This window comes from Pseudoxanthomonas sp. USHLN014, from assembly GCF_037153335.1.
In the GTDB taxonomy this organism is placed as follows: domain Bacteria; phylum Pseudomonadota; class Gammaproteobacteria; order Xanthomonadales; family Xanthomonadaceae; genus Pseudoxanthomonas_A; species Pseudoxanthomonas_A winnipegensis.
Map to the genome: position 1 here is coordinate 92675 of NZ_JBBCKO010000007.1, position 18326 is coordinate 111000.

At 70.6% G+C, this 18326-nt stretch carries 18 protein-coding genes, 1 other RNA gene, 1 pseudogene and 1 riboswitch; of the genes and pseudogenes, 4 read left to right on the forward strand and 16 right to left on the reverse strand.

The features are described 5' to 3' along the window. Positions 1-12: 12 nt before the first annotated feature. Complete coding sequence (mraZ, locus tag WFQ05_RS13725) at positions 13-459, reverse strand: division/cell wall cluster transcriptional repressor MraZ (RefSeq protein WP_130515456.1); 447 nt, start codon at positions 457-459, stop codon at positions 13-15. A 328-nt stretch (positions 460-787) separates the two neighbouring features. On the opposite strand from mraZ, the gene WFQ05_RS13730 reads away from it, so the two are divergent. Then, complete coding sequence (locus WFQ05_RS13730; RefSeq protein ID WP_337054229.1) at positions 788-1549, forward strand: NRDE family protein; 762 nt, start codon at positions 788-790, stop codon at positions 1547-1549. A 486-nt stretch (positions 1550-2035) separates the two neighbouring features. Here the strand turns inward: WFQ05_RS13730 and rnpB are convergent. After that, an RNA gene (rnpB, locus tag WFQ05_RS13735) (RNase P RNA component class A) lies at positions 2036-2400 on the reverse strand. Between the two features lie 116 nt (positions 2401-2516). Beyond that, positions 2517-3335 (reverse strand): 16S rRNA (cytidine(1402)-2'-O)-methyltransferase, encoded by an 819-nt coding sequence (rsmI, locus tag WFQ05_RS13740; protein WP_130561221.1) that lies wholly within the window; start codon positions 3333-3335, stop codon positions 2517-2519. Between the two features lie 230 nt (positions 3336-3565). On the opposite strand from rsmI, the pseudogene WFQ05_RS13745 reads away from it, so the two are divergent. Then, positions 3566-4789, forward strand: a pseudogene (locus tag WFQ05_RS13745) (penicillin-binding protein activator); the annotation flags it as partial. A gap of 8 nt (positions 4790-4797) precedes the next feature. After that, the gene (locus WFQ05_RS13750; RefSeq protein WP_337054230.1) at positions 4798-5184 is read left to right on the forward strand and encodes a YraN family protein; all 387 of its coding nucleotides are present in this window, start codon (positions 4798-4800) and stop codon (positions 5182-5184) included. Positions 5185-5188: 4 nt separating this feature from the next. Here the strand turns inward: WFQ05_RS13750 and WFQ05_RS13755 are convergent, their stop codons facing one another. The 12 genes from WFQ05_RS13755 to WFQ05_RS13810 form a co-directional block, all read right to left on the reverse strand. Beyond that, entirely contained in the window at positions 5189-6769 is a 1581-nt protein-coding gene (locus WFQ05_RS13755) for a CocE/NonD family hydrolase (protein WP_337054231.1), read from the reverse strand. Between the two features lie 398 nt (positions 6770-7167). Next, positions 7168-8130 (reverse strand): thiamine-phosphate kinase, encoded by a 963-nt coding sequence (thiL, locus tag WFQ05_RS13760; protein ID WP_337054232.1) that lies wholly within the window; start codon positions 8128-8130, stop codon positions 7168-7170. Beyond that, entirely contained in the window at positions 8127-8540 is a 414-nt protein-coding gene (locus WFQ05_RS13765; RefSeq protein ID WP_337054233.1) for a DUF2251 domain-containing protein, read from the reverse strand. Before WFQ05_RS13765 ends, thiL begins: the two co-directional genes overlap by 4 nt. A gap of 14 nt (positions 8541-8554) precedes the next feature. Next, positions 8555-9028 (reverse strand): transcription antitermination factor NusB, encoded by a 474-nt coding sequence (gene nusB, locus WFQ05_RS13770; RefSeq protein WP_130530729.1) that lies wholly within the window; start codon positions 9026-9028, stop codon positions 8555-8557. Then, positions 9025-9492 (reverse strand): 6,7-dimethyl-8-ribityllumazine synthase, encoded by a 468-nt coding sequence (ribH, locus tag WFQ05_RS13775; RefSeq protein ID WP_130515439.1) that lies wholly within the window; start codon positions 9490-9492, stop codon positions 9025-9027. The genes nusB and ribH overlap by 4 nt, the downstream gene beginning before the upstream one ends. A gap of 54 nt (positions 9493-9546) precedes the next feature. Further along, the gene (gene ribB / locus WFQ05_RS13780; protein ID WP_130515438.1) at positions 9547-10665 is read right to left on the reverse strand and encodes a 3,4-dihydroxy-2-butanone-4-phosphate synthase; all 1119 of its coding nucleotides are present in this window, start codon (positions 10663-10665) and stop codon (positions 9547-9549) included. Continuing rightward, positions 10662-11267, reverse strand: coding sequence for a riboflavin synthase (locus tag WFQ05_RS13785; RefSeq protein ID WP_337054234.1), 606 nt, complete (start codon positions 11265-11267; stop codon positions 10662-10664). The genes ribB and WFQ05_RS13785 overlap by 4 nt, the downstream gene beginning before the upstream one ends. 132 nt (positions 11268-11399) lie before the next feature. After that, positions 11400-11616, reverse strand: a riboswitch (FMN riboswitch). Between the two features lie 102 nt (positions 11617-11718). Then, complete coding sequence (gene ribD, locus WFQ05_RS13790; RefSeq protein WP_337054235.1) at positions 11719-12810, reverse strand: bifunctional diaminohydroxyphosphoribosylaminopyrimidine deaminase/5-amino-6-(5-phosphoribosylamino)uracil reductase RibD; 1092 nt, start codon at positions 12808-12810, stop codon at positions 11719-11721. Next, positions 12803-13279 carry a GNAT family N-acetyltransferase gene (locus WFQ05_RS13795; protein WP_337054236.1) on the reverse strand — a complete coding sequence of 159 codons (477 nt, stop codon included), beginning with the start codon at positions 13277-13279 and terminating at the stop codon, positions 12803-12805. The genes ribD and WFQ05_RS13795 overlap by 8 nt, the downstream gene beginning before the upstream one ends. An 11-nt stretch (positions 13280-13290) precedes the next feature. Then, entirely contained in the window at positions 13291-13824 is a 534-nt protein-coding gene (gene nrdR, locus WFQ05_RS13800; protein WP_130515424.1) for a transcriptional regulator NrdR, read from the reverse strand. A gap of 307 nt (positions 13825-14131) precedes the next feature. After that, positions 14132-15400: a serine hydroxymethyltransferase gene (gene glyA / locus WFQ05_RS13805; protein ID WP_130530713.1), complete on the reverse strand. Its 1269-nt coding sequence runs from the start codon at positions 15398-15400 to the stop codon at positions 14132-14134. A gap of 237 nt (positions 15401-15637) precedes the next feature. Then, positions 15638-16177: an RcnB family protein gene (locus WFQ05_RS13810; RefSeq protein WP_337054237.1), complete on the reverse strand. Its 540-nt coding sequence runs from the start codon at positions 16175-16177 to the stop codon at positions 15638-15640. 237 nt (positions 16178-16414) lie between these two features. Here WFQ05_RS13810 and ettA point away from each other — a divergent pair, with 237 nt between their 5' ends. Then, positions 16415-18076: an energy-dependent translational throttle protein EttA gene (gene ettA / locus WFQ05_RS13815; RefSeq protein ID WP_130523166.1), complete on the forward strand. Its 1662-nt coding sequence runs from the start codon at positions 16415-16417 to the stop codon at positions 18074-18076. On the opposite strand, the gene WFQ05_RS13820 is transcribed toward ettA, so the two are convergent. After that, positions 18058-18195 (reverse strand): hypothetical protein, encoded by a 138-nt coding sequence (locus tag WFQ05_RS13820; protein WP_337054238.1) that lies wholly within the window; start codon positions 18193-18195, stop codon positions 18058-18060. The two genes, ettA and WFQ05_RS13820, sit on opposite strands and share 19 nt — an antisense overlap. Between the last annotated feature and the right edge of the window lie 131 nt (positions 18196-18326).

Consider the following 18326-nt stretch of genomic DNA (forward strand, 5'->3'; position numbering starts at 1 on the left):
GGGCACCTGCCGTCACAGCCTGAGCTCGAGCAGCTCCTCGCCCAGATCCTCGTCAGACAACGTCTGCTGGATCTGCGCGCGGTGCGCCTGCTCGCTCCATAGTTCGAACTTGTCGCCCATGCCCAACAGCACGGCCTTCTTCTCGATGCCGACCGCGGCGCGATGGCTCGGCGGCACGGTCACCCGGCCGTTGCCATCCAGCTCCAGGAACGCGGCCGAGCCCACCAGCTTCTGCTGCAGGGTGCGCACGGTGCGCTTGGTGTTGGGCATGGCCATCACCTCGTCGCGCACGCGCTCCCAGGCCGTGGCGTCGTACAGCCACAGGCAGCCGGCCTCGAAGGGGTTGTAGGTGAGCACCAGGCGGTTGCCGCACGCGCGCGCGACCTGGTCACGGTAAGCGGTGGGGACCGCCAACCTGCCCTTGTCGTCCACTGTGATGGCGGTTTCGCCCTGGAACACGTCCCCTCTACCTCGACTTCAGCACTGCGGCGATCATTGAACCACGAAAAACCACAGAAACCCCGGATTTCCCGCTCGTGCCCACCTTAGCACTGGGCAAAGGGTTGTCAACAACTCGCACACGGGAAAATCACTTTCCGGATCAATGGCTTGCAACGAACTTCAGAGACTTGTTCAAGCCTTATCCACAAGTTGCTGTTTCGTCTCAAATTTTGAGATTGGACGGAGATTCAGGGCTGTGCAGGGGATGTGAAGTGACCGCTGTCACGGCCACGCCCGGGCAGCGGCCGGGCGCGCGCACTGCGCAGACTCGGCCGACAATGGGCGCATGTGCCTGGTCGCGATCGCCTGGAAAACCCACCCCCGCTGGCGCCTGGTCCTGGCCGGCAACCGCGACGAATTCCACGCCCGTCCCACCGCCGCGCTGGCGCCCTGGGCCGACCGGCCCGGCGTGATGGCCGGCCGCGACCTGCGCTCCGGCGGCAGCTGGGCCGGCGTGGGGCCCCACGGGCGGATGGCCGTGGTGACCAATGTCCGCGACCCGCGCCTGGCCGCCCCGCCCGGCGCCCCGTCGCGCGGCGCGCTGGTGGCCGACTTCCTGGCCGGGCCGACGTCCGCGGCGGAGGCGGCCGACGCCCTGCACGCCCGCGCCGCGGCCTTCGCCCCCTTCAACCTGCTGCTGGCCGACGCGGTCGACTGCCGCTACGTGGGCAACTGGCCCGGCCCGCAGACACGCACCGTGCCGCCGGGCGTGCACGGCGTGTCCAACGGCCCCTTCGACGCCCCCTGGCCCAAGACCCGGCGCCTGTGCGCGGCCCTGGCCGGCTGGCTGGACGGCCCGGCCGAGGACCCGGCCGCACTGTGGGCCGCCCTGGCCGACCGCAGCCTCGCCCCGGACGACCAGTTACCCGACACCGGCATCGACCTGGACCTGGAGCGCCGCCTGTCCGCCGCCTTCATCGCCGACCCACGCTACGGCACCCGCGCCAGCACCCTGATCGCCCTCGACCACGCCGGCCGAGGCTGGATCGCTGAGCGGCGGTTTGGTCCTGATGGTGTTCCTGTGGGGGAGACCAGGCTGGAGATCTGAGGGATTGGGATTGGGATTGGGATTGGCGTTGGCAGCGTCGTGTCAGGCCGCTTGATTGGCCCCCTCCCTTGCGCGCAGCGCAGGGGAGCTCGAAATCGCGGCTAGCGATTGAGGGGGAGGCGTCGCTTTTCGCGGGGAACTTGAAGAGGCCAAGAGCCAACGGCAACGGCAACGACAACAGCAACAGCAACAGCTAACCCCTCCCCGACCCTCCCCTGCGCTACGCGCAAGGGAGGGGGCCTGAAATTCGACGTTCCTGCGCCTGCGCCTGCGCCTGCGCCTGCGAGAAGGCGAGAAGGCGAGAAGGCGAGAAGGCGAGAAGGCGAGAAAAGACGCTAGGCCCTGTTGGGGAACTCAAGCCCCCTGAGTCAGGGGGCGCGCCGACAGGCGCGGGGTGTGGAGGGCAAAGCGCCGGGGCCCGAAACGTCGCGCCGCGTGCAGCGGTGCGAGGTTTTGGGGGCTCCATCTCGCTGCGCGAGATGGAGGTGGCGGAGCCGGCCTGTAAGCCGGGTTCTGTCGTGGACAGTCATTCCTCTAGGCGCATCGTCACCGATACGCTCAAGCAACCTACCCGGACCCGACGCGGGCCGCGTCATGAGGTCCCTATTCGGTCTTGCTCCCGGTGGGGTTTACCGTGCCGGTCCGTTGCCGGACTCGCGGTGCGCTCTTACCGCACCATTTCACCCTTACCTGATCCCTTGCGGGCCATCGGCGGTTTGCTTTCTGTTGCACTGGCCGTCGGCTCGCGCCGCCCAGGCGTTACCTGGCACCGTGCCCTGTGGAGCCCGGACTTTCCTCGGCGCCCGCTTCCATCGAAATGGAGCAGACGACGCGACTGTCCGGCCGGCTCCGCCGTCGCGGATTGTCGCATGCCGGCAGGAGCCAGGGGGGAAAAACCAAGGAACCGTCGGCGCGAACGGCCTCTACGCCTTCCACGCTTCCCATTCCGCCGCGCCCGTTCCTCGCCTCAGGCCCCGTACAACGCCTTGCGCGGCGCGCCGGTGATCTCGGCGGCGAGCTTGGCGGCGGTCGAGGGCGGCAGGTGGGCCTTGAGCAGGGCGTGGACGCGGTGGCCTTCGGCCAGCTGGGCGTCGGCATCGTCGCCGGCGCCCTGCACCATCACCACGAACTCGCCCTTGCGCTGGTTGTCGTCGGCCTGCACCTGCGCCAGCAGCGTACCGAGGCTGCCGTCGAGCACGGTCTCGAACAGCTTGGTCAGCTCGCGCGCCATGGCAGCGGGACGTTCCGCGCCGAAGGCCTGCGCCAGGTCGGCCAGCGACTCGGCGATGCGGTGCGAGGACTCGTAGAACACCAGCGTGCGCGGCTCGCCGGCCAGCGCGCGCAGCGCGTCGCGCCGGGCGCTGGCCTTGGCCGGCAGGAAGCCTTCGAACACGAAGCGATCGCTCGGCAGGCCGGCCACGCTCAGCGCGGCGATCGCCGCGCAGGCGCCCGGCACCGGGCTGACCCGCACGCCGGCCGCGCGCGCGGCGCGCACCAGCCGGTAGCCGGGATCGGACACCAGCGGCGTGCCGGCGTCGGACACCAGCGCCAGGGACTGGCCTTCCAGCAGGCGTGCGACGATGCGCGCGGCGATCGCCTCCTCGTTGTGTTCGTGCAGGGCCAGCAGCGGCGTGGACACGCCGAAATGCGCCAGCAGCTGGCCGGTGCGGCGGGTGTCCTCGGCGCAGATGGCATCGACGCCGCGCAGGGTCTCCAGCGCGCGCGGCGAGAGATCGGCGAGGTTGCCGATCGGCGTGGCGACGACATGGAGGGTGGGCTGGGCCATGGAGAGGCGCTCATCTGGCAAAGGGTAGAATCCTAGCCCGTTCCTCCAGACCCGGCCCTGCACTGTCCATGCATACGCGCACTGCCCTGCTGTTCGCCCCGGCCCTGCTCGGCCTGCTCCTGGTCGGCTGCGCCACCACGCAGGTGGCCCCGAGCGCGGGCACCGCCACGCGCGCCGAACAGAACGCGGCGTTCATCCAGGCCCAGCAGCTGGCCGCCCAGCGCCCCGGCCTCAGCGGCCAGGCCCTGAGCGACAACACCCGGCGCATCCAGGCACTGCTGGCCGAGCTGGACAACGCCACGCTGACCCGCGAGGCCACCGCGCTGCCGCCGGGCGACCCGCTCTATCCGCTGGCCGGCAACGCGCTGCTGGAGCGCAAGCTGCCGCTGCCGCATCCGTTCGACCACGGCAGCAAGTGGAACTTCGACGCCAACGGCCGCCCACCGGCCGAGCGCGACGGCTACCGCCCGCCGCAGAAGCTGGCCGTGCTGCTGCCGCTGTCCGGCCCGCTGAGCGCCGCCGCCGCACCGGTGCGCGACGGCCTGCTGGCCGGCTATTACGGCGAACACCGCCGCCGTCCGGAGATCCGCTTCTACGACACCGCCAGCAGCCCGGCCGATGCCACCAGCGCCTATGCGCGCGCGGTCGCCGACGGCGCCGAGCTGGTGGTCGGCCCGCTGGGGCGCGAGCAGGTCGATGCGCTGTTCCGCCAGGGCAACCTGAGCGTGCCGGTGCTGGCGCTCAATCGCGGCGAACTGGACCCGCCGCAGGGCGCGGCCAGCTTCTCGCTGGCGCCGGAGGCCGAGGGCGTGAGCGTGGCCGATTACCTGCTCAAGCTCGAGCGCAAGCGCGTGCTGATCATCGGCGGCAGCGACGAGAGCAGCCGGCGCGCGGCCGATGCCTTCGGCAAGCGCTTCAGCGAAGGCGGCGGCGTGGTCGCCGACGTGATGACCGTGGGCGACGCGCCGGCCGACCTGTCCGCGCCGCTGGCGGCGGCCGCGGGCAAGAACATCGATGCGATCTTCCTGGCCGTGCGCGGCTCGACCGCGCGCGTGCTGACCCCGCAGCTGGCCCTGGCCGGACTGGGCGGCAAGACCCGGGTGGGCACCTCGCTGCTGGTGCAGGGCACCGGCAAGCCGGAGGAAGACAACGTGCTCGATGGGGTGATCTACCCGACCGAGACCTGGTCGGCCAATGGCGTCACCGGCCTGCCCTCGGCCGCGACCGTGGCGGCCACGCTGCCGACCGCCCGCGGCGGCGCGGCGCGCCTGTTCGCCTTCGGCTACGACGCCTGGCAGCTGGCGGCCTACCTGCCACGCCTGGTCGGCAACGCCAACGCCGATGTGCGCGGCGCGACCGGCACGCTGACCCTGGATGGCTTCGGCACCGTGCTGCGCGCGCCGGCCTGGGCGACTTTCAGCGGCGGCGTGCCGGTGCCGATCGCCGGCGGCTGAGCGGCCCGATGGCCGAGCGTCAGGCGCGCGGTGCGGCGGCGGAAGCCGCGGCCCGCGCGCTGCTGGAACGCGACGGCCTGCGCCTGATCGCCGCCAATGTCCGCTTCCGCGGCGGTGAACTGGATCTGGTGATGCACGACGCGGCCGCGCGCGGCGGCGCCTGCCTGGTGTTCGTGGAGGTGCGCTACCGCGGCGCCAGCACCTTCGGCGGCGGCGCGGCCTCGGTCGATGCGGCCAAGCGCCGCAAGCTGATCCACGCGGCCCAGCTATATCTGGCCCAGCATCCGCGCTGGGCCAGCCTGCCGTGCCGCTTCGACGTGGTCGAAGCGCACGGCGATCCCGCCAACCCCCAGCTGACCTGGCTGCGCGACGCCTTCCGCGCCGACGAGGCCTAGCGCGTCAGCGCAGCGGCACGCTCAGGCGCGACGGCGCCGCGGTGGGCGACCCGAAGGCCACGCTGCCGCCGACATCGGTGGCGTCGGTGTAGCGCGGGTCGAGCGTGTCGATCGCCAGGACCAGGCGGCTGCCGGCCGGGATCTCGGCGGCGGCGGCTTCCAGGCCGATCTCCAGCGTGCGCGCCTGGCCCGGCACCGCATCGCGCAGGCTGTAGGGCTTGTAGCTGAGCAGCGTGCCGGTGCCCAGGGCATCCATGCTGTAGAGGTAGGCCACCAGGGTCACGTGCGACTGGCTGGGCGTGACGGTCACGCGCAGGCTCGGCGCGCCGGCCAGCACGCGATTGCGCTCGAGTACCGGCCCGGACCACACCGCGCCGCCGACGCGGCTGACCAGCGGGATCGAGGTCTTCATCGGCTGGCCGAACGCCTGCAGCAGGCCGCTGAGCATGACAACACCCGAATCGGCCAGGGTCGGGATGCCGGTCAGGATGGAGGCGCTCCAGCCGGTGGCATCGCCGCTGGACAGCGTGCCGGTCGGCCGCAGCAGGCCGGTGGGCCGGCCCAGGCCGTAGACCACGGGGTCGGCCTGCACCTGCGCCCAGCTGCCGTAGTCCAGGTTGCGCCCGCCGATGCTGGTCAGCCGCACCGAGCCGCGCCCGTCCACGCCGTTGGCCTGGCCCTTGAGGAAGTGGTCGAACCACGCCACCGCCTCGTCGTAGACCGCGTTGGGCAGGCCCAGCGCGCCCGGCAGTTCGGCCGTGGCGTGGTCGCCCTGGCTGAAGATCAGGCGCCGCGGGCCGGTCAGCTGGTTGTAGAAGGCCACGTACTGGCTGGGCGGGAACAGGCCATCGTTGAAGGCATTGGCCAGCAGCACCGCGGTGCCGTTGCGGTTGATCTGCGCCACCTCATGCACCGCGCCGCGGTTGGCGGCCTGCGGCAGGAAGCCGTTCACCGCGCCGTCGAAGTCGCCCAGGGCCACCTTCGCGGTGATCGTCTGCAGGTCAGGACCGGGCCGGCCGGTCAGGCTGCCGGTGGCGGCCAGCATCAGCACCGCCTGCTGGCTCACGGTCTGGTTGGCGTAGAGCGAGGCCTCCAGGTCGGCCCAGCCGCTGAGCGCGGCCACCGCCTTGATGCGCGGATCGCGCGCGGCGGCCAGCAGGCTGGTGCCGGCGCCGTAGGAGATGCCCGATACGCCGATGCGCGCCGGGTCGGCGGCGGTATGCGCCAGCGCCCAGTCGATCACCGAACTCACGTCCTCCACCGTGGCTGGCCCGGCCACGTCGATCTGCCCGGTCGAGTCCCAGAAGCCGCGCGAGGTGTAGCTCACCACCACATAGCCCTGGCTCGCCATCTGGGTGGCGCGGCCGACGTACTCCAGGTTGGGCAGCGACCAGCTGGCCGGCATCACCACCAGCGGGAACGGCCCGCTGCCCTGCCCGGTCGGCACCAGCACCATCGCGCCCAGTTCGGTGCCATCGAAACTGGCGATGCGCTCGTAGGTCTTGTTGAAGCCGCCTGCCCACGCCGTCATCGAACAAAGACACAGCACCAGCAACAGCCCAACCCGCCGCGTGAATCCGTGCATGGAACGCCCTCCCAGACAAGAGCCGGTCGCCGCGAGCGCAGGCCGGCCGTGGTGTTCGAATGCCGCCCGCCGCGGGCGGCCATGACACCGTACTTGCGCGTATGGAGGCAGCCAAGCTGCAGCGCAGCACGGGGCCAGTGTGGGAGCCGGCCCGGTGGGAGCGACTGTCTCCTCAAATCTCGCAACGCCCTGCCTGTAGAGCGGAGCTTGTGGCAATCCCCTTTTGGGGACTCCGCTGCTCTTCATTCGGTTCATGGGGAAGGCCCCAGCGGAGCGAGCTCCGCTCTACAGGGGGGGCGCCGCCCTGGCGGCGATGGGGTTTTACCGGGATGGCCTCATCGCCGCCATGGCGGCTCCCACCGAGCGAGGAACCGCGCGCCCGACCGCGCCCCCGGGCTTCAGCCGAAGTGGTCGTATCCCACGCGCGGCGCCTGCCAGGGCTCGCCGGCGGCGTCGAGGGCCCGCACGCCCTGCCCTGCGACGATGCGGCCGATGCGCGCACCGGGCACGCCGGCGAAATCCAGGGCCGCCCGCACCTCGTCGGCGCGCGTCGGCGCGGCGGTGAAACACAGCTCGTAATCGTCGCCGCCGCCGGCCTGCCAGGCCCAGCGCAGCTGCGGGCGGAAGGCCGCCAGCGCGCGCGAGACCGGCAGCTGTTCCAGCTGCACCTGCGCGCCGACCCCGCTGCGCTGGCACAGATGACCCAGGTCGGCCAGCAGTCCGTCGGAGATGTCGACGCAGGCGCTGGCCAGGCCCAGCAACCCGCGTCCGGCCTCCACACGCGGCGTGGGCCGGTCCAGGCGCGCGCGCAGGGCGCGGTCGACCGCAGCGCCGGACAGCAGCGACTGCAGCGCCGCCGCCGCATCGCCCGGCGTGCCGGTCACCCAGATCTCGTCACCCACCTGCGCGCCGTCGCGGCGCAGCGCATGGCCAGCCTCGACATGGCCCATCGCCGTGATCGACACCGACAGCGGCCCACGCGTGGTGTCGCCGCCGACCAGGGCGATGCCGTGGCGCGCGGCCAGGTCGCAGAAACCATCGAGGAAGCCATCGATCCAGGCCGGATCGGCCTGCGGCAGGGACAGCGACAGTGTGCACCACGCGGGTCTGGCGCCCATCGCCGCCAGATCGGAGAGATTCACCGCCAGCGCCTTCCAGCCCAGGTCGGCGGGCGCCACGTCGGGGAAAAAATGCACGCCGGCATTGAGCGTATCGGCCGTGACCACCAGCGCCATGCCCGGCGGCATCGCCAGCAGCGCGGCATCGTCGCCGATCCCCAGCACCACGTCGTCGCGCGTGCCGGCGCGCGCACGGATGCGCGCGATCAGGTCGAACTCGGATCCGGCCGGCGAGGCGGTCAAGCGAACAGCCCCTCGACCTCGTCGCTCCAGGCCGGGCGCCTCCACCCGGACTCGCGCGCAGGTGCCGGGAATTCGCTGCGGCAATAGCCGCACTTCTCCTGGAAATCGAATGCGGCCTGCGCTTGGTCGTTGATGAACAGCACCGCCTTGGCATCGTCGCGCGACCAGCCGATCTTCACTTCCGCGGGGACCTGGCGATCCACCACGTCCTCGACGTTGTAGACATGCAGCGCGTCGACGATCTCCCACAACGCCAGCGCGGTGTTCCAGCGGTGCGCGTAGAAATACCCGGTTTCGCCGTCGTCCTCGAACACCACCGAGAAGGGCTGCTCCACCGCCGCATCGGACAGGAAGACGCCGCCACCGACGTTGACCGTTTCCCTGGCCTCCACGAACACGTTGAATGCCACGGAACGGGCCCGGCTTACTTGCTCGCGCGCGGATGCTTGGCTTCGGCCGGGCGCCACTCGAGCGCGGCGCGGTCCAGCACCCCGTTGACGTAGGTGTGGCCGTGTTCGGAGCCGAAGCGCTTGGCCGTCTCGATGGCTTCGTTGATCACCACCCGGTACGGCACGTCGATGCGGTGGCGCAGCTCGTAGGCGGCGATGCGCAGCACCGCGCGCTCGATCTGGTCGACCTCGGCCACGTTGCGGTCCAGGTGCGGCAGCAGGGCCTGGTCGAGTTCGGCATGGTGGGCCATGACGCCGCGCACCAGGTCCTCGAAATACTCCAGGTCGGCCACTTCGTGGGCCTGTTCGTGGGCGAACTGGGCGATCACCGCCTGCGTGGTGCCGCCGGCCAGCTGCCAGGCGTAGATCGCCTGCAGCGCACGCCGGCGCGCACGCGCGCGCAGGACCGGATCGACCCCATCGCCGCGACGCGGACCGGGACGGCTCATGCCAGCTTCTCCAGCAGATTGACCATTTCCACCGCGGCCAGGGCCACTTCCTCGCCCTTATTGCCGTGGCTGCCACCGGCGCGCGCCTCGGCGTCCTCGGCCACCTCGACCGCCAGCACGCCGTTGAGCACCGGCAGGCGGTAGTCCAGCTGCACGCGCATCAGGCCTTCGGCGCAGCCGTCGGCCACGTGTTCGTAGTGGCGGGTGTCGCCGCGGATCACGCAGCCCAGCGCCATGATCGCCGCATGCCCGCCGCCGGCCGCCAGGCGCGCGGCCACCACCGGGATCTCCCACGCGCCCGGCACGCGGATCACATCGATCGCGTCCTCGGCCACGCCGTTGCCGGCCAGCTCCTTGCGCGCGCCGGCCACCAGCGCATCGGTGATGCGCGCATTCCAGCGGCTGGCGATGATCGCGTAACGCGCACCGCCGACCGTGCGCAGGTCGCCTTCGTAGTGGGTCATGGGAATCGTGCGGATCGAGGGTCGGACAGTTTATCAGGCGCGGGCAGGCCGGCCTCAGCCACGGGCGGGCGGCGGGACTTCCACCGTCTCCACGATCTCCAGCCCATACCCCGCCAGGCCGACCTGGCGGCGCGGGGTGCCCAGCACGCGCAGCTTGCCCAGCCCCAGATCGGCCAGGATCTGGGCGCCGGCGCCGTTGCGCCGCCACTGGCCCACGTCCTTGTCCTTGCCCGGCGCGCGCGGCGCGGGCTGCTGCAGCAGGCGCGCCAGCAGGGCGTCGGAATCGCGCGGGGCCGACAGCACCACCATCACGCCCTGCCCTTCGGCGGCGATGGCGCGCAGCGCGTCGGTGGCGGCCACGCCGAAGTCCTCGCGCCGCCAGTGCAGCAGGTCGGCCAGCGGGTTCTCCACCTGCACGCGCACCAGCGTCGGCACCTCGGCCCGCGGTGCGCCCTTGACCAGGGCGAAGTGCAGCTCGCGGGCGATGCGGTCGCGGTAGGTGACCAAGCGGAACGGACCGAACTCGGTGTCGATGTCGCGTTCGTCCACGCGCTCGACGGTGTGCTCGGTCGCCAGGCGGTAGGCGATCAGGTCGGCGATCGAGCCCATCTTCAGCCCGTGCTCGCGCGCGAACACCTCCAGCTGCGGGCGGCGCGCCATGCTGCCGTCGGCATTGAGGATCTCCACCAGCACGCCGGCCGGCTCCAGGCCGGCCAGCATGGCCAGGTCCACGCCGGCCTCGGTATGGCCGGCGCGCGTGAGCACGCCGCCGGGCTGGGCGATCAGCGGGAAGATGTGGCCCGGCTGGTGCAGGTCGGCCGGCTTGGCGTCGGGCTTGACCGCGGTGCGGATGGTGTGGGCGCGGTCGTAGGCCGAGATGCCGGTGGTGACGCCTTCGGCGGCCTCGATGCTGACGGTGAAGTTGGTCTGGAACTGGGCGGTGTTGGCCTGGACCATCGGCGCCAGGCCCAGCTGCGCGGCGCGCTCGCGGGTCAGCGGCAGGCACACCAGGCCGCGGCCGTGGGTGACCATGAAGTTGATGTCCGCGGGCTTGACCAACTCGGCGGCCATGATCAGGTCGCCTTCGTTCTCGCGGTCCTCGTCATCGACGATGACGACCATGCGGCCCTGGCGGATGTCTTCCAGGATCTCGGGGATGGGCGCGAAGTTCACAGCGCGGCTCCGCGCTCGCCCAGCAGGCGTTCGACGTAGCGGGCGACCAGGTCGATCTCCAGATTCACCGCATCGCCCACGCCGGTCTGCGCGAAGCGCGTATGCGCCACGGTGTGCGGAATGAGCGCCACCTCGAAGCCCTCGTCATCGACCTCGTTGACGGTCAGGCTGACGCCATCGACGCAGATCGAGCCCTTCCTGGCGATGTACTTGAGCAGCGCGGCCGGCGCCGCAAAGCGCCAGCGCTGCGCGCGCGCGTCCTCGTGCACCGACAGCACCCGGCCCAGGCCATCGACATGGCCACTGACCAGATGGCCGCCGAGGCGATCGGTCGGGCGCATCGCGCGCTCCAGGTTCAGGGCCGCGCCGACCGGCAGCTGACCGAGCGTGGTCAGCGACAGCGTCTCGGTCGAGGCATCGGCCTGGAAGCTGCTCGCGTCGAAGGCGATCACGGTCAGGCAGACGCCGTTGACGGCGATGCTCTCGCCCAGCTGCACCGCGTCGAACGGCAGCGTGCCGACCTCGAAGCTGAAGCGGGTATCGCCGCCGACGGGGGTGGCTGCGGCCAGACGGCCGACACCCTCGATGATGCCGGTGAACATCAGCGCACCTCCTGCGGCAGGAGGGTGGCAATACGCGCACTACTCTGATTCATGATCAACGTTTCTCGCAAAGTGGAAAGCGAAAAACGCCACAAGGCCATGACCCGCGCGCAGCCCAAGGGCCGCGATGCGGGTCGTCTTCTTTCATCCGGACTCTCTGGCGCGGCAAGGCTGCGCCAACCGTCGGCTCCGGCATCGGACCGGATCTGCTGACCTGTGGCAGGCGTGAAGTCCGCAAGCGGAGAGACGCGCTCTCGAGAGGGACCCACCAACCCCAGCGCTCGCGGGCTCATGCGCCGATGGCGCATCTACCGCCGGTGGGGAATCTCACCCCGCCCTGAAGACGTTCTTTAAGGATGCCGGCGAACCGGCGCGCGCATTCTACCAGCGCAGGCTGCACACGCCGCGAAAGGCTGCGTTCCAGGCGGCGACAGGCATGGGACGACAGACCTTAGTCCGCCGGCCGCAGCAGCAGGCGCAGGTCCGCGCCGACCTGGCGCTGGTCGATCACGCGCAGGCGATGCTGCTGCGCCAGGCTGGCCAGGCCCAGGTGCAGCAGCGGCCGGGCGGCGTCGCCGAGCAGGGTCGGCGCCTGGTAGAGCAGCAGCTCGTCGACCAGGCCGGCGGCCAGCAGCGCGCCGGACAGGGTGGCGCCGGCCTCGACCTGGACCTCGTTGATCCGGTGCTGGGCCAGCACCGTCAGCACCGCGCGCAGATCCAGCCGGCCCTCGTGCAGCGGGACTTCCTGGTAGTGCACCTGGCCGTGGTCGGGCACGCGCGGGGCCTGCGGGCCGTGCAGGTAGAGCGTGGGCGCATCGCCTTGCTGCACGCGGGTGTGGGCCAGGCTGGACAGGGTGGCGTCGAGCACCACGCGTAGCGGCGCCACGAAGGGCTGGTCTTCCTCCGGTCGCGCGGTCAGCGCGGGGTCGTCGGCGATGACGGTGCGCGCGCCGGTCAGCAGGGCGCCGGAACGCGCGCGCCAGCGCTGCACGTCCCCGCGCGCGGCCGCGCCGGTGATCCACTTGGACTCGCCGCTGGCCATCGCCGTGCGGCCGTCGATGCTGGCGCCCAGCTTGACCCGCAGCCACGGCCGGCCGCGCACCACCTGCGACAGGAAGCCGCGGTTGAGCTCGCGCGCCTGCGCCTCAAGCAGGCCGACCTGCACGGCGATGCCCGCGGCCTGCAGCTTGCCGAAGCCCGCGCCGTCGACCTGGGCGAAGGGATCGCGCATGGCGGCGACCACGCGCGCCACGCCGGCGGCGATCAGCGCATCGGCGCAGGGCGGCGTGCGGCCGTGATGGGCGCAGGGCTCCAGGGTGACGTAGGCGGTGGCCCCCCGCGCGCGCTGCCCGGCCGCGCGCAGCGCGAACACCTCGGCATGCGGCTCGCCGGCGCGCTGATGGAAGCCCTCGCCCACCACCTCGCCGCCGTGCGCGATCACGCAGCCGACCATGGGATTGGGCTTGGTGGTCCACGCGCCGCGCTGGGCCAGGCGCAGGGCGCGGGCCATGTGGGCGTGGTCGGTGGCGGAGAACTCAGACATGGGGCGATCCCGGTTCGATGGTCATCACCACCACCTGCAACGCTCCCAGCGGCAGGTGGTCGAGGCGTGTCCAGCCCAGCCGCGCGTAACACGGCACGCGCGCCGGCTCACAGTACAGATGCAGGCGGGCGACGCCCAGCGCGGCGGCGGCGGCCACGCAGTGCCGCACCAGCGCCGCGCCCACGCCCCGCGCACGCGCGGCCGGGCGCACGTACAGCGAGGCCAGCCAGGGCGTGTACGCGGCCAGACGCGGATCGTCCTCGGCCAGCAGGCTCACCGAACCGAGCCAGTCGGCACCGTCCAGCGCCAGCCAGGTGTTAGGGACGGCGTTGGGCGCGACATGCGTGGCGAGTTCGTCGCGGGCCTGTTCGAAGGTCCACTCCGGCAGCAGTGCGCCGAAGGCCTGCACATGCGTGCGCGCAAGCTTGTCCAGATGCTGCCGGTGATGGCACAGCGGCGCGATCTGCACGGCCGCGCCGGTCAGCGCTTCTTGTTCTTGTCGCCGGCCTTGCCGAAGGGCAGCACCTCGCCGCCGAGCAGCGGCAGCTGGCCTTCGCCGGGCAGGTCGCGCTCGAGCCGGTCCAGCTCCTCGCGGAAGTCGGCCACGTCCTCGAAGCTGCGATACACCGAGGCATAGCGCACGAAGGCCACATGATCGAGCTTGCGCAACTCGGCCATGACGAACTCGCCGACCCGGCGCGAGGGCAGCTCGCGCTCGGTGGTGCGGCGCAGCTGCTGGATCACCGCGCGCACCGCCGCCTCGACCTGCTCCTCGGACACCGCGCGCTTGTGCAGCGCGCGGTCGAAGCTCTGGCGCAGCTTGCGCGCGTCGAACGGATCGCGCCGGCCATCGGACTTGATAATCGCCGGCAGGCGCAGCTCGATGGTTTCCAGCGTGGAGAACCGCTCGCCGCAGGCCTCGCACTCACGCCGCCGCCGGATGGTCGCCCCATCCTCGGACACGCGCGAATCGATCACGCGGGTGTCGCTGTTCTGGCAGAAGGGGCAGTGCATTTAGTGGGCCGGGAATCGGGAGACGGAAATAGGGAATGGGAACGTCAAAAGCAGCAGCGTAGCGCTTTTGCCCATTCCCGATTCTCCATTCTCCATTCCCGCGTTAGCCGCCGGGAATGGGGAAACGGGAATAGGGAATGGAAACGTCAACAGCGCCGGCCTAGCGCTTCTGCCCATTCCCGACTCCCCATTCTCCATTCCCGCCTTAGCCGCCGGGAATGGGGAAACGGGAATAGGGAATGGGAACGTCAACAGCGCCGGCCTGGCGCTTCTGCCCATTCCCGATTCCCCATTCTCCATTCCCGCCTTAGCCATACACCGGAAACTTCCCGCACTGCGCCGTCACCGCCTCGCGCACGCGGGCGATCACGGTCTCGTCGTTCGGCGCGTCCAGCACGTCGGCGATCCAGCCGGCCAGTTCGACCGTGTCGGCCTCCTGGTAGCCGCGCGTGGTGATGGCCGGCGTGCCCAGGCGCAGGCCCGAGGTCACGAACGGCGAACGCGGGTCGCCCGGCACCGAGTTCTTGTTGACCGTGATGTGGGCCTTGCCCAGCGCGGCCTCCGCATCCTTGCCCGACACCTCCTTGCCGATCATGTCCACCAGCATCAGGTGGTTCTCGGTGCCGCCGGAGACAATCTTGTAGCCGCGCGCGATCAGCGTCCTGGCCATCGCCTGGGCGTTCTTCACCACCTGCTGCTGGTAGGTCTTGAACGCCGGCTCCAGCGCCTCCTTGAAGGCCACCGCCTTGGCCGCGATCACATGCATCAGCGGGCCGCCCTGAATGCCCGGGAACACGATCGACTGCAGCTTCTTGGACAGGTCCTCGAGCTTGTCGCCCGCGCCGGCGGCGCTGGCCAGGATGATGCCGCCGCGCGGGCCGCGCAGGGTCTTGTGCGTGGTCGAGGTGACCACGTGCGCGTGCGGCAGCGGGGTCGGATATACGCCGGCGGCGACCAGCCCGGCCACGTGCGCCATGTCCACGAAGAACCAGGCGCCGACCTTGTCGGCGATGGCGCGGAAGCGCGCCCAGTCCACCACCTGCGAATAGGCCGAGAAGCCGGCCACGACCATCTTCGGCTTGTGCTCCAGCGCCAGGCGCTCGACCTCGTCGTAATCGATCAGGCCGGCCTCGTCCACGCCGTACTGCACGGCGTTGAACAGCTTGCCGGAGGCATTGACCTTGGCCCCGTGGGTCAGGTGGCCGCCGTGGGCCAGCGACATGCCCAGGATGGTGTCGCCCGGCTGCAGCAGGGCGAAATACACCGCCTGGTTGGCCTGCGAGCCGCTGTGCGGCTGCACGTTGGCGTAATCGGCGCCGAAGAGCTGCTTGAGCCGGTCGATGGCCAGCTGCTCGGCGATGTCCACGTATTCGCAGCCACCGTAATAGCGCTTGCCCGGATAGCCTTCGGCGTACTTGTTGGTCAGCTGGCTGCCCTGGGCCTCCATCACCGCCGGGCTGGTGTAGTTCTCGCTGGCGATCAGCTCGACGTGATCCTCCTGACGGCGGACCTCGTGGGCGATGGCCTGGGCCAGCTCGGGATCGTAGCTTTCGATGCGGACGTCACGCGGGAACATCGGGTCTCCAGGGGCAGGCAGGCGGGCGAAGCGGGGCCCGGATTGTAAGCCCCTGAGCCCCCCGAGGCCATGTCGCCCGGGGCTTGCGGCGTGGGCGCCCGCAGGGCGGATGCCGCGCGGGTGGGGCCTTGGCGAGCGCTGGTCGAGCCTCATCGCCGGCATGCCGGCTCCCACAGAAACAAAAAAAGGGCGCGCCGTTGGGGCGCGCCATCTTGTTGCTTCCCTGCGGCCGCCGGCTCAGCGGTTGAGCAGCAGGTCGGTGATGATCCCGGTGGCGATGGCGACCATGATCAGGTTGCCGCGATCGTCGCGGATCCAGTGGTAGCCCGGCGGCGGGCGACGCACGCCGTAGTAATCGTAATCGTTCACCACGATCGGCCGACCGCTGTAATAGTTCACGTAGCGGTAGCCGCGCTCATAGCCGTATGGGCGGTAGTAGGCGACCGGAGGCGGCGGCGGGCGGTAGTACACCGGGGGCGGCGGCGGCGGGCCAGGACGGTAGTAGCCACCGCTGTAGTAGTTGCGCTCGACCACCACCGGGCGGCTGTAGCGGCCGTCGCGATAGCCATCGCGGTAGGCATCGCGACGATCGTGGCGATCGCGGCGCTCGTCGTGGCGGTCGGCCCAACCGCGCGGACCACCGGGGCCAGGGCCGGGGCCGGCGCCCGTGCCGGGGCCCGGCGGGCCGTGGCGCCAGTCGTCCGCCATCGCCGGCGCGGCCGCCAGCGACATGGCAAGGACGGGAATGCTCAGCAGGGTCAGGATCGTGCGCTTCATGAGGGGTCTCCAGTGCTTCGAGGCACGATGCGATGATGCGCCGGGCCAGTGAACGGAAACTGGCTGGAAACGGCTACAAAAATCGCCGTTCACGACGCCTAGCACCCCCTGTTCAGTTTCGGCCCCAAGGCGCTCGCCGGGCCCGGCCCGCTATACTGTGCGCATCCCTTTCCCGCCAGCGTCGCGCGCCTGAAGTCCCAAGCGTGACGGCGCGGCTGCGTCCTCGTCGGAGACCCCATGTCGCAGTACATCTACACCATGAACCGCGTGTCCAAAGTGGTCCCGCCCAAGCGGCAGATCATCAAGGACATCTCGCTGAGCTTCTTCCCCGGCGCCAAGATCGGCCTGCTCGGCCTGAACGGCGCGGGCAAGTCGACGGTGCTGAAGATCATGGCCGGCGTGGACACCGACTTCGAGGGCGAAGCCCGCCCGCAGCCGGGCATCAAGGTCGGCTATCTGGCCCAGGAGCCCGAGCTCAACCCCGAACACACCGTGCGCCAGGCCGTCGAGGAAGGCGTGGGCGAGGTGCTGCAGGCGCAGGCCGCGCTGGACGCGGTGTACGCCGCCTATGCCGAGGAAGGCGCCGACTTCGACGCACTGGCCAAGGAACAGGAGCGCCTGGAGGCGATCCTGGCCGCGGGCGACGCCGCCACGCTGGAGCAGCAGCTGGACATCGCCGCCGACGCGCTGCGCCTGCCGCCGTGGGAGGCCATCGTCGGCAAGCTCTCCGGTGGCGAGAAGCGCCGCGTCGCGCTGTGCCGCCTGCTGCTGCAGAAGCCGGACATGCTGCTGCTCGACGAACCGACCAATCACCTGGACGCCGAGTCGGTGGAGTGGCTGGAGCAGTTCCTGGCGCGCTACTCCGGCACCGTGGTGGCCGTCACCCATGATCGCTACTTCCTGGACAACGCCGCCGAGTGGATCCTCGAACTGGACCGCGGCCGCGGCATCCCGTGGAAGGGCAACTACACCGACTGGCTGACCCAGAAGGAAGAACGCCTCAAGCAGGAAGACAACCAGGAAAAGGCCCGCCAGAAAGCGATCCAGAAGGAGCTGGAATGGTCGCGGCAGAACGCCAAGGGCGGCCGCACCAAGGGCAAGGCGCGCCTGGCGCGACTGGAAGAGCTGCAGTCGGTCGACTACCAGAAGCGCAACGAGACCAACGAGATCTTCATTCCGCCGGGCGAGCGCCTGGGCAATGCGGTGATGGAGTTCAAGCACGTCTCCAAGAAGTTCGGCGACCGCCTGCTGATCGACGACCTCAGCTTCCTGGTGCCGCCGGGCGCCATCGTCGGCATCATCGGCCCCAACGGCGCCGGCAAGTCGACGCTGTTCAAGATGATCACTGGGCAGGTGAAGCCGGACTCCGGCGAGATCGTGGTCGGCCCGACGGTGCAGCTGTCCTACGTGGACCAGAGCCGCGATGCGCTGGAAGGCAACCACAACGTCTTCCAGGAGATCTCCGGCGGCCTGGACATCCTCAACATCAATGGCGTGGAGATCCAGTCGCGCGCCTACATCGGTCGCTTCAACTTCAAGGGCCAGGATCAGCAGAAGCTGGTCGGCTCGCTGTCCGGCGGTGAGCGCGGCCGCCTGCACATGGCCAAGACCCTGCTGCAGGGCGGCAACGTGCTGCTGCTCGACGAACCGTCCAACGACCTGGACATCGAGACCCTGCGCGCGCTGGAAGACGCGCTGCTGGAGTTCCCGGGCAACACCTTCGTGATCAGCCACGATCGCTGGTTCCTGGACCGCATCGCCACCCACATCCTCGCCTTCGAGGGCGACTCGCACGTGGAGTTCTTCCAGGGCAACTACCGCGAGTACGAGGAAGACAAGAAGCGCCGCCTCGGCGACGACGCCGGTCCCAAGCGCCTGCGCTACAAGGCGCTGAAGTAAGGCATCGCCCCATGGCCGCTGAATGCGGCCATGGGCGCATCGGGGCCCTGAATCTGCGCACGCAACGGGGCCGAGAGCAGCGCGCGGCCCACGCCGCCCTGCTGCTGCACACCACGCATCAGATCTCACCTCAACCGCATCCGCGCCCAAGCCGGGCGCGGCTCTTGGCGTGCGCGCGTGAAGCATGCAAGTGGAACTTGGCGTCGCAACTGTCGAAAAATTCACGGCCCGCTCGCACGCGCCCTTCCTA

What these genes read in the sequence shown, in the direction of transcription:
- WFQ05_RS13730 (WP_337054229.1), top strand. Translation starts at nt 788, where the DNA reads ATGTGCCTGGTCGCGATCGCCTGGAAAACCCACCCCCGCTGGCGCCTG.
- rsmI (WP_130561221.1), bottom strand. Translation starts at nt 3,335, where the DNA reads ATGGCCCAGCCCACCCTCCATGTCGTCGCCACGCCGATCGGCAACCTC.
- WFQ05_RS13750 (WP_337054230.1), top strand. Translation starts at nt 4,798, where the DNA reads ATGGCCGAGCGTCAGGCGCGCGGTGCGGCGGCGGAAGCCGCGGCCCGC.
- WFQ05_RS13755 (WP_337054231.1), bottom strand. Translation starts at nt 6,769, where the DNA reads ATGCACGGATTCACGCGGCGGGTTGGGCTGTTGCTGGTGCTGTGTCTT.
- nusB (WP_130530729.1), bottom strand. Translation starts at nt 9,028, where the DNA reads ATGAGCCGTCCCGGTCCGCGTCGCGGCGATGGGGTCGATCCGGTCCTG.
- ribH (WP_130515439.1), bottom strand. Translation starts at nt 9,492, where the DNA reads ATGACCCACTACGAAGGCGACCTGCGCACGGTCGGCGGTGCGCGTTAC.
- WFQ05_RS13785 (WP_337054234.1), bottom strand. Translation starts at nt 11,267, where the DNA reads ATGTTCACCGGCATCATCGAGGGTGTCGGCCGTCTGGCCGCAGCCACC.
- ribD (WP_337054235.1), bottom strand. Translation starts at nt 12,810, where the DNA reads ATGTCTGAGTTCTCCGCCACCGACCACGCCCACATGGCCCGCGCCCTG.
- nrdR (WP_130515424.1), bottom strand. Translation starts at nt 13,824, where the DNA reads ATGCACTGCCCCTTCTGCCAGAACAGCGACACCCGCGTGATCGATTCG.
- glyA (WP_130530713.1), bottom strand. Translation starts at nt 15,400, where the DNA reads ATGTTCCCGCGTGACGTCCGCATCGAAAGCTACGATCCCGAGCTGGCC.
- WFQ05_RS13810 (WP_337054237.1), bottom strand. Translation starts at nt 16,177, where the DNA reads ATGAAGCGCACGATCCTGACCCTGCTGAGCATTCCCGTCCTTGCCATG.
- ettA (WP_130523166.1), top strand. Translation starts at nt 16,415, where the DNA reads ATGTCGCAGTACATCTACACCATGAACCGCGTGTCCAAAGTGGTCCCG.
- WFQ05_RS13820 (WP_337054238.1), bottom strand. Translation starts at nt 18,195, where the DNA reads ATGCGTGGTGTGCAGCAGCAGGGCGGCGTGGGCCGCGCGCTGCTCTCG.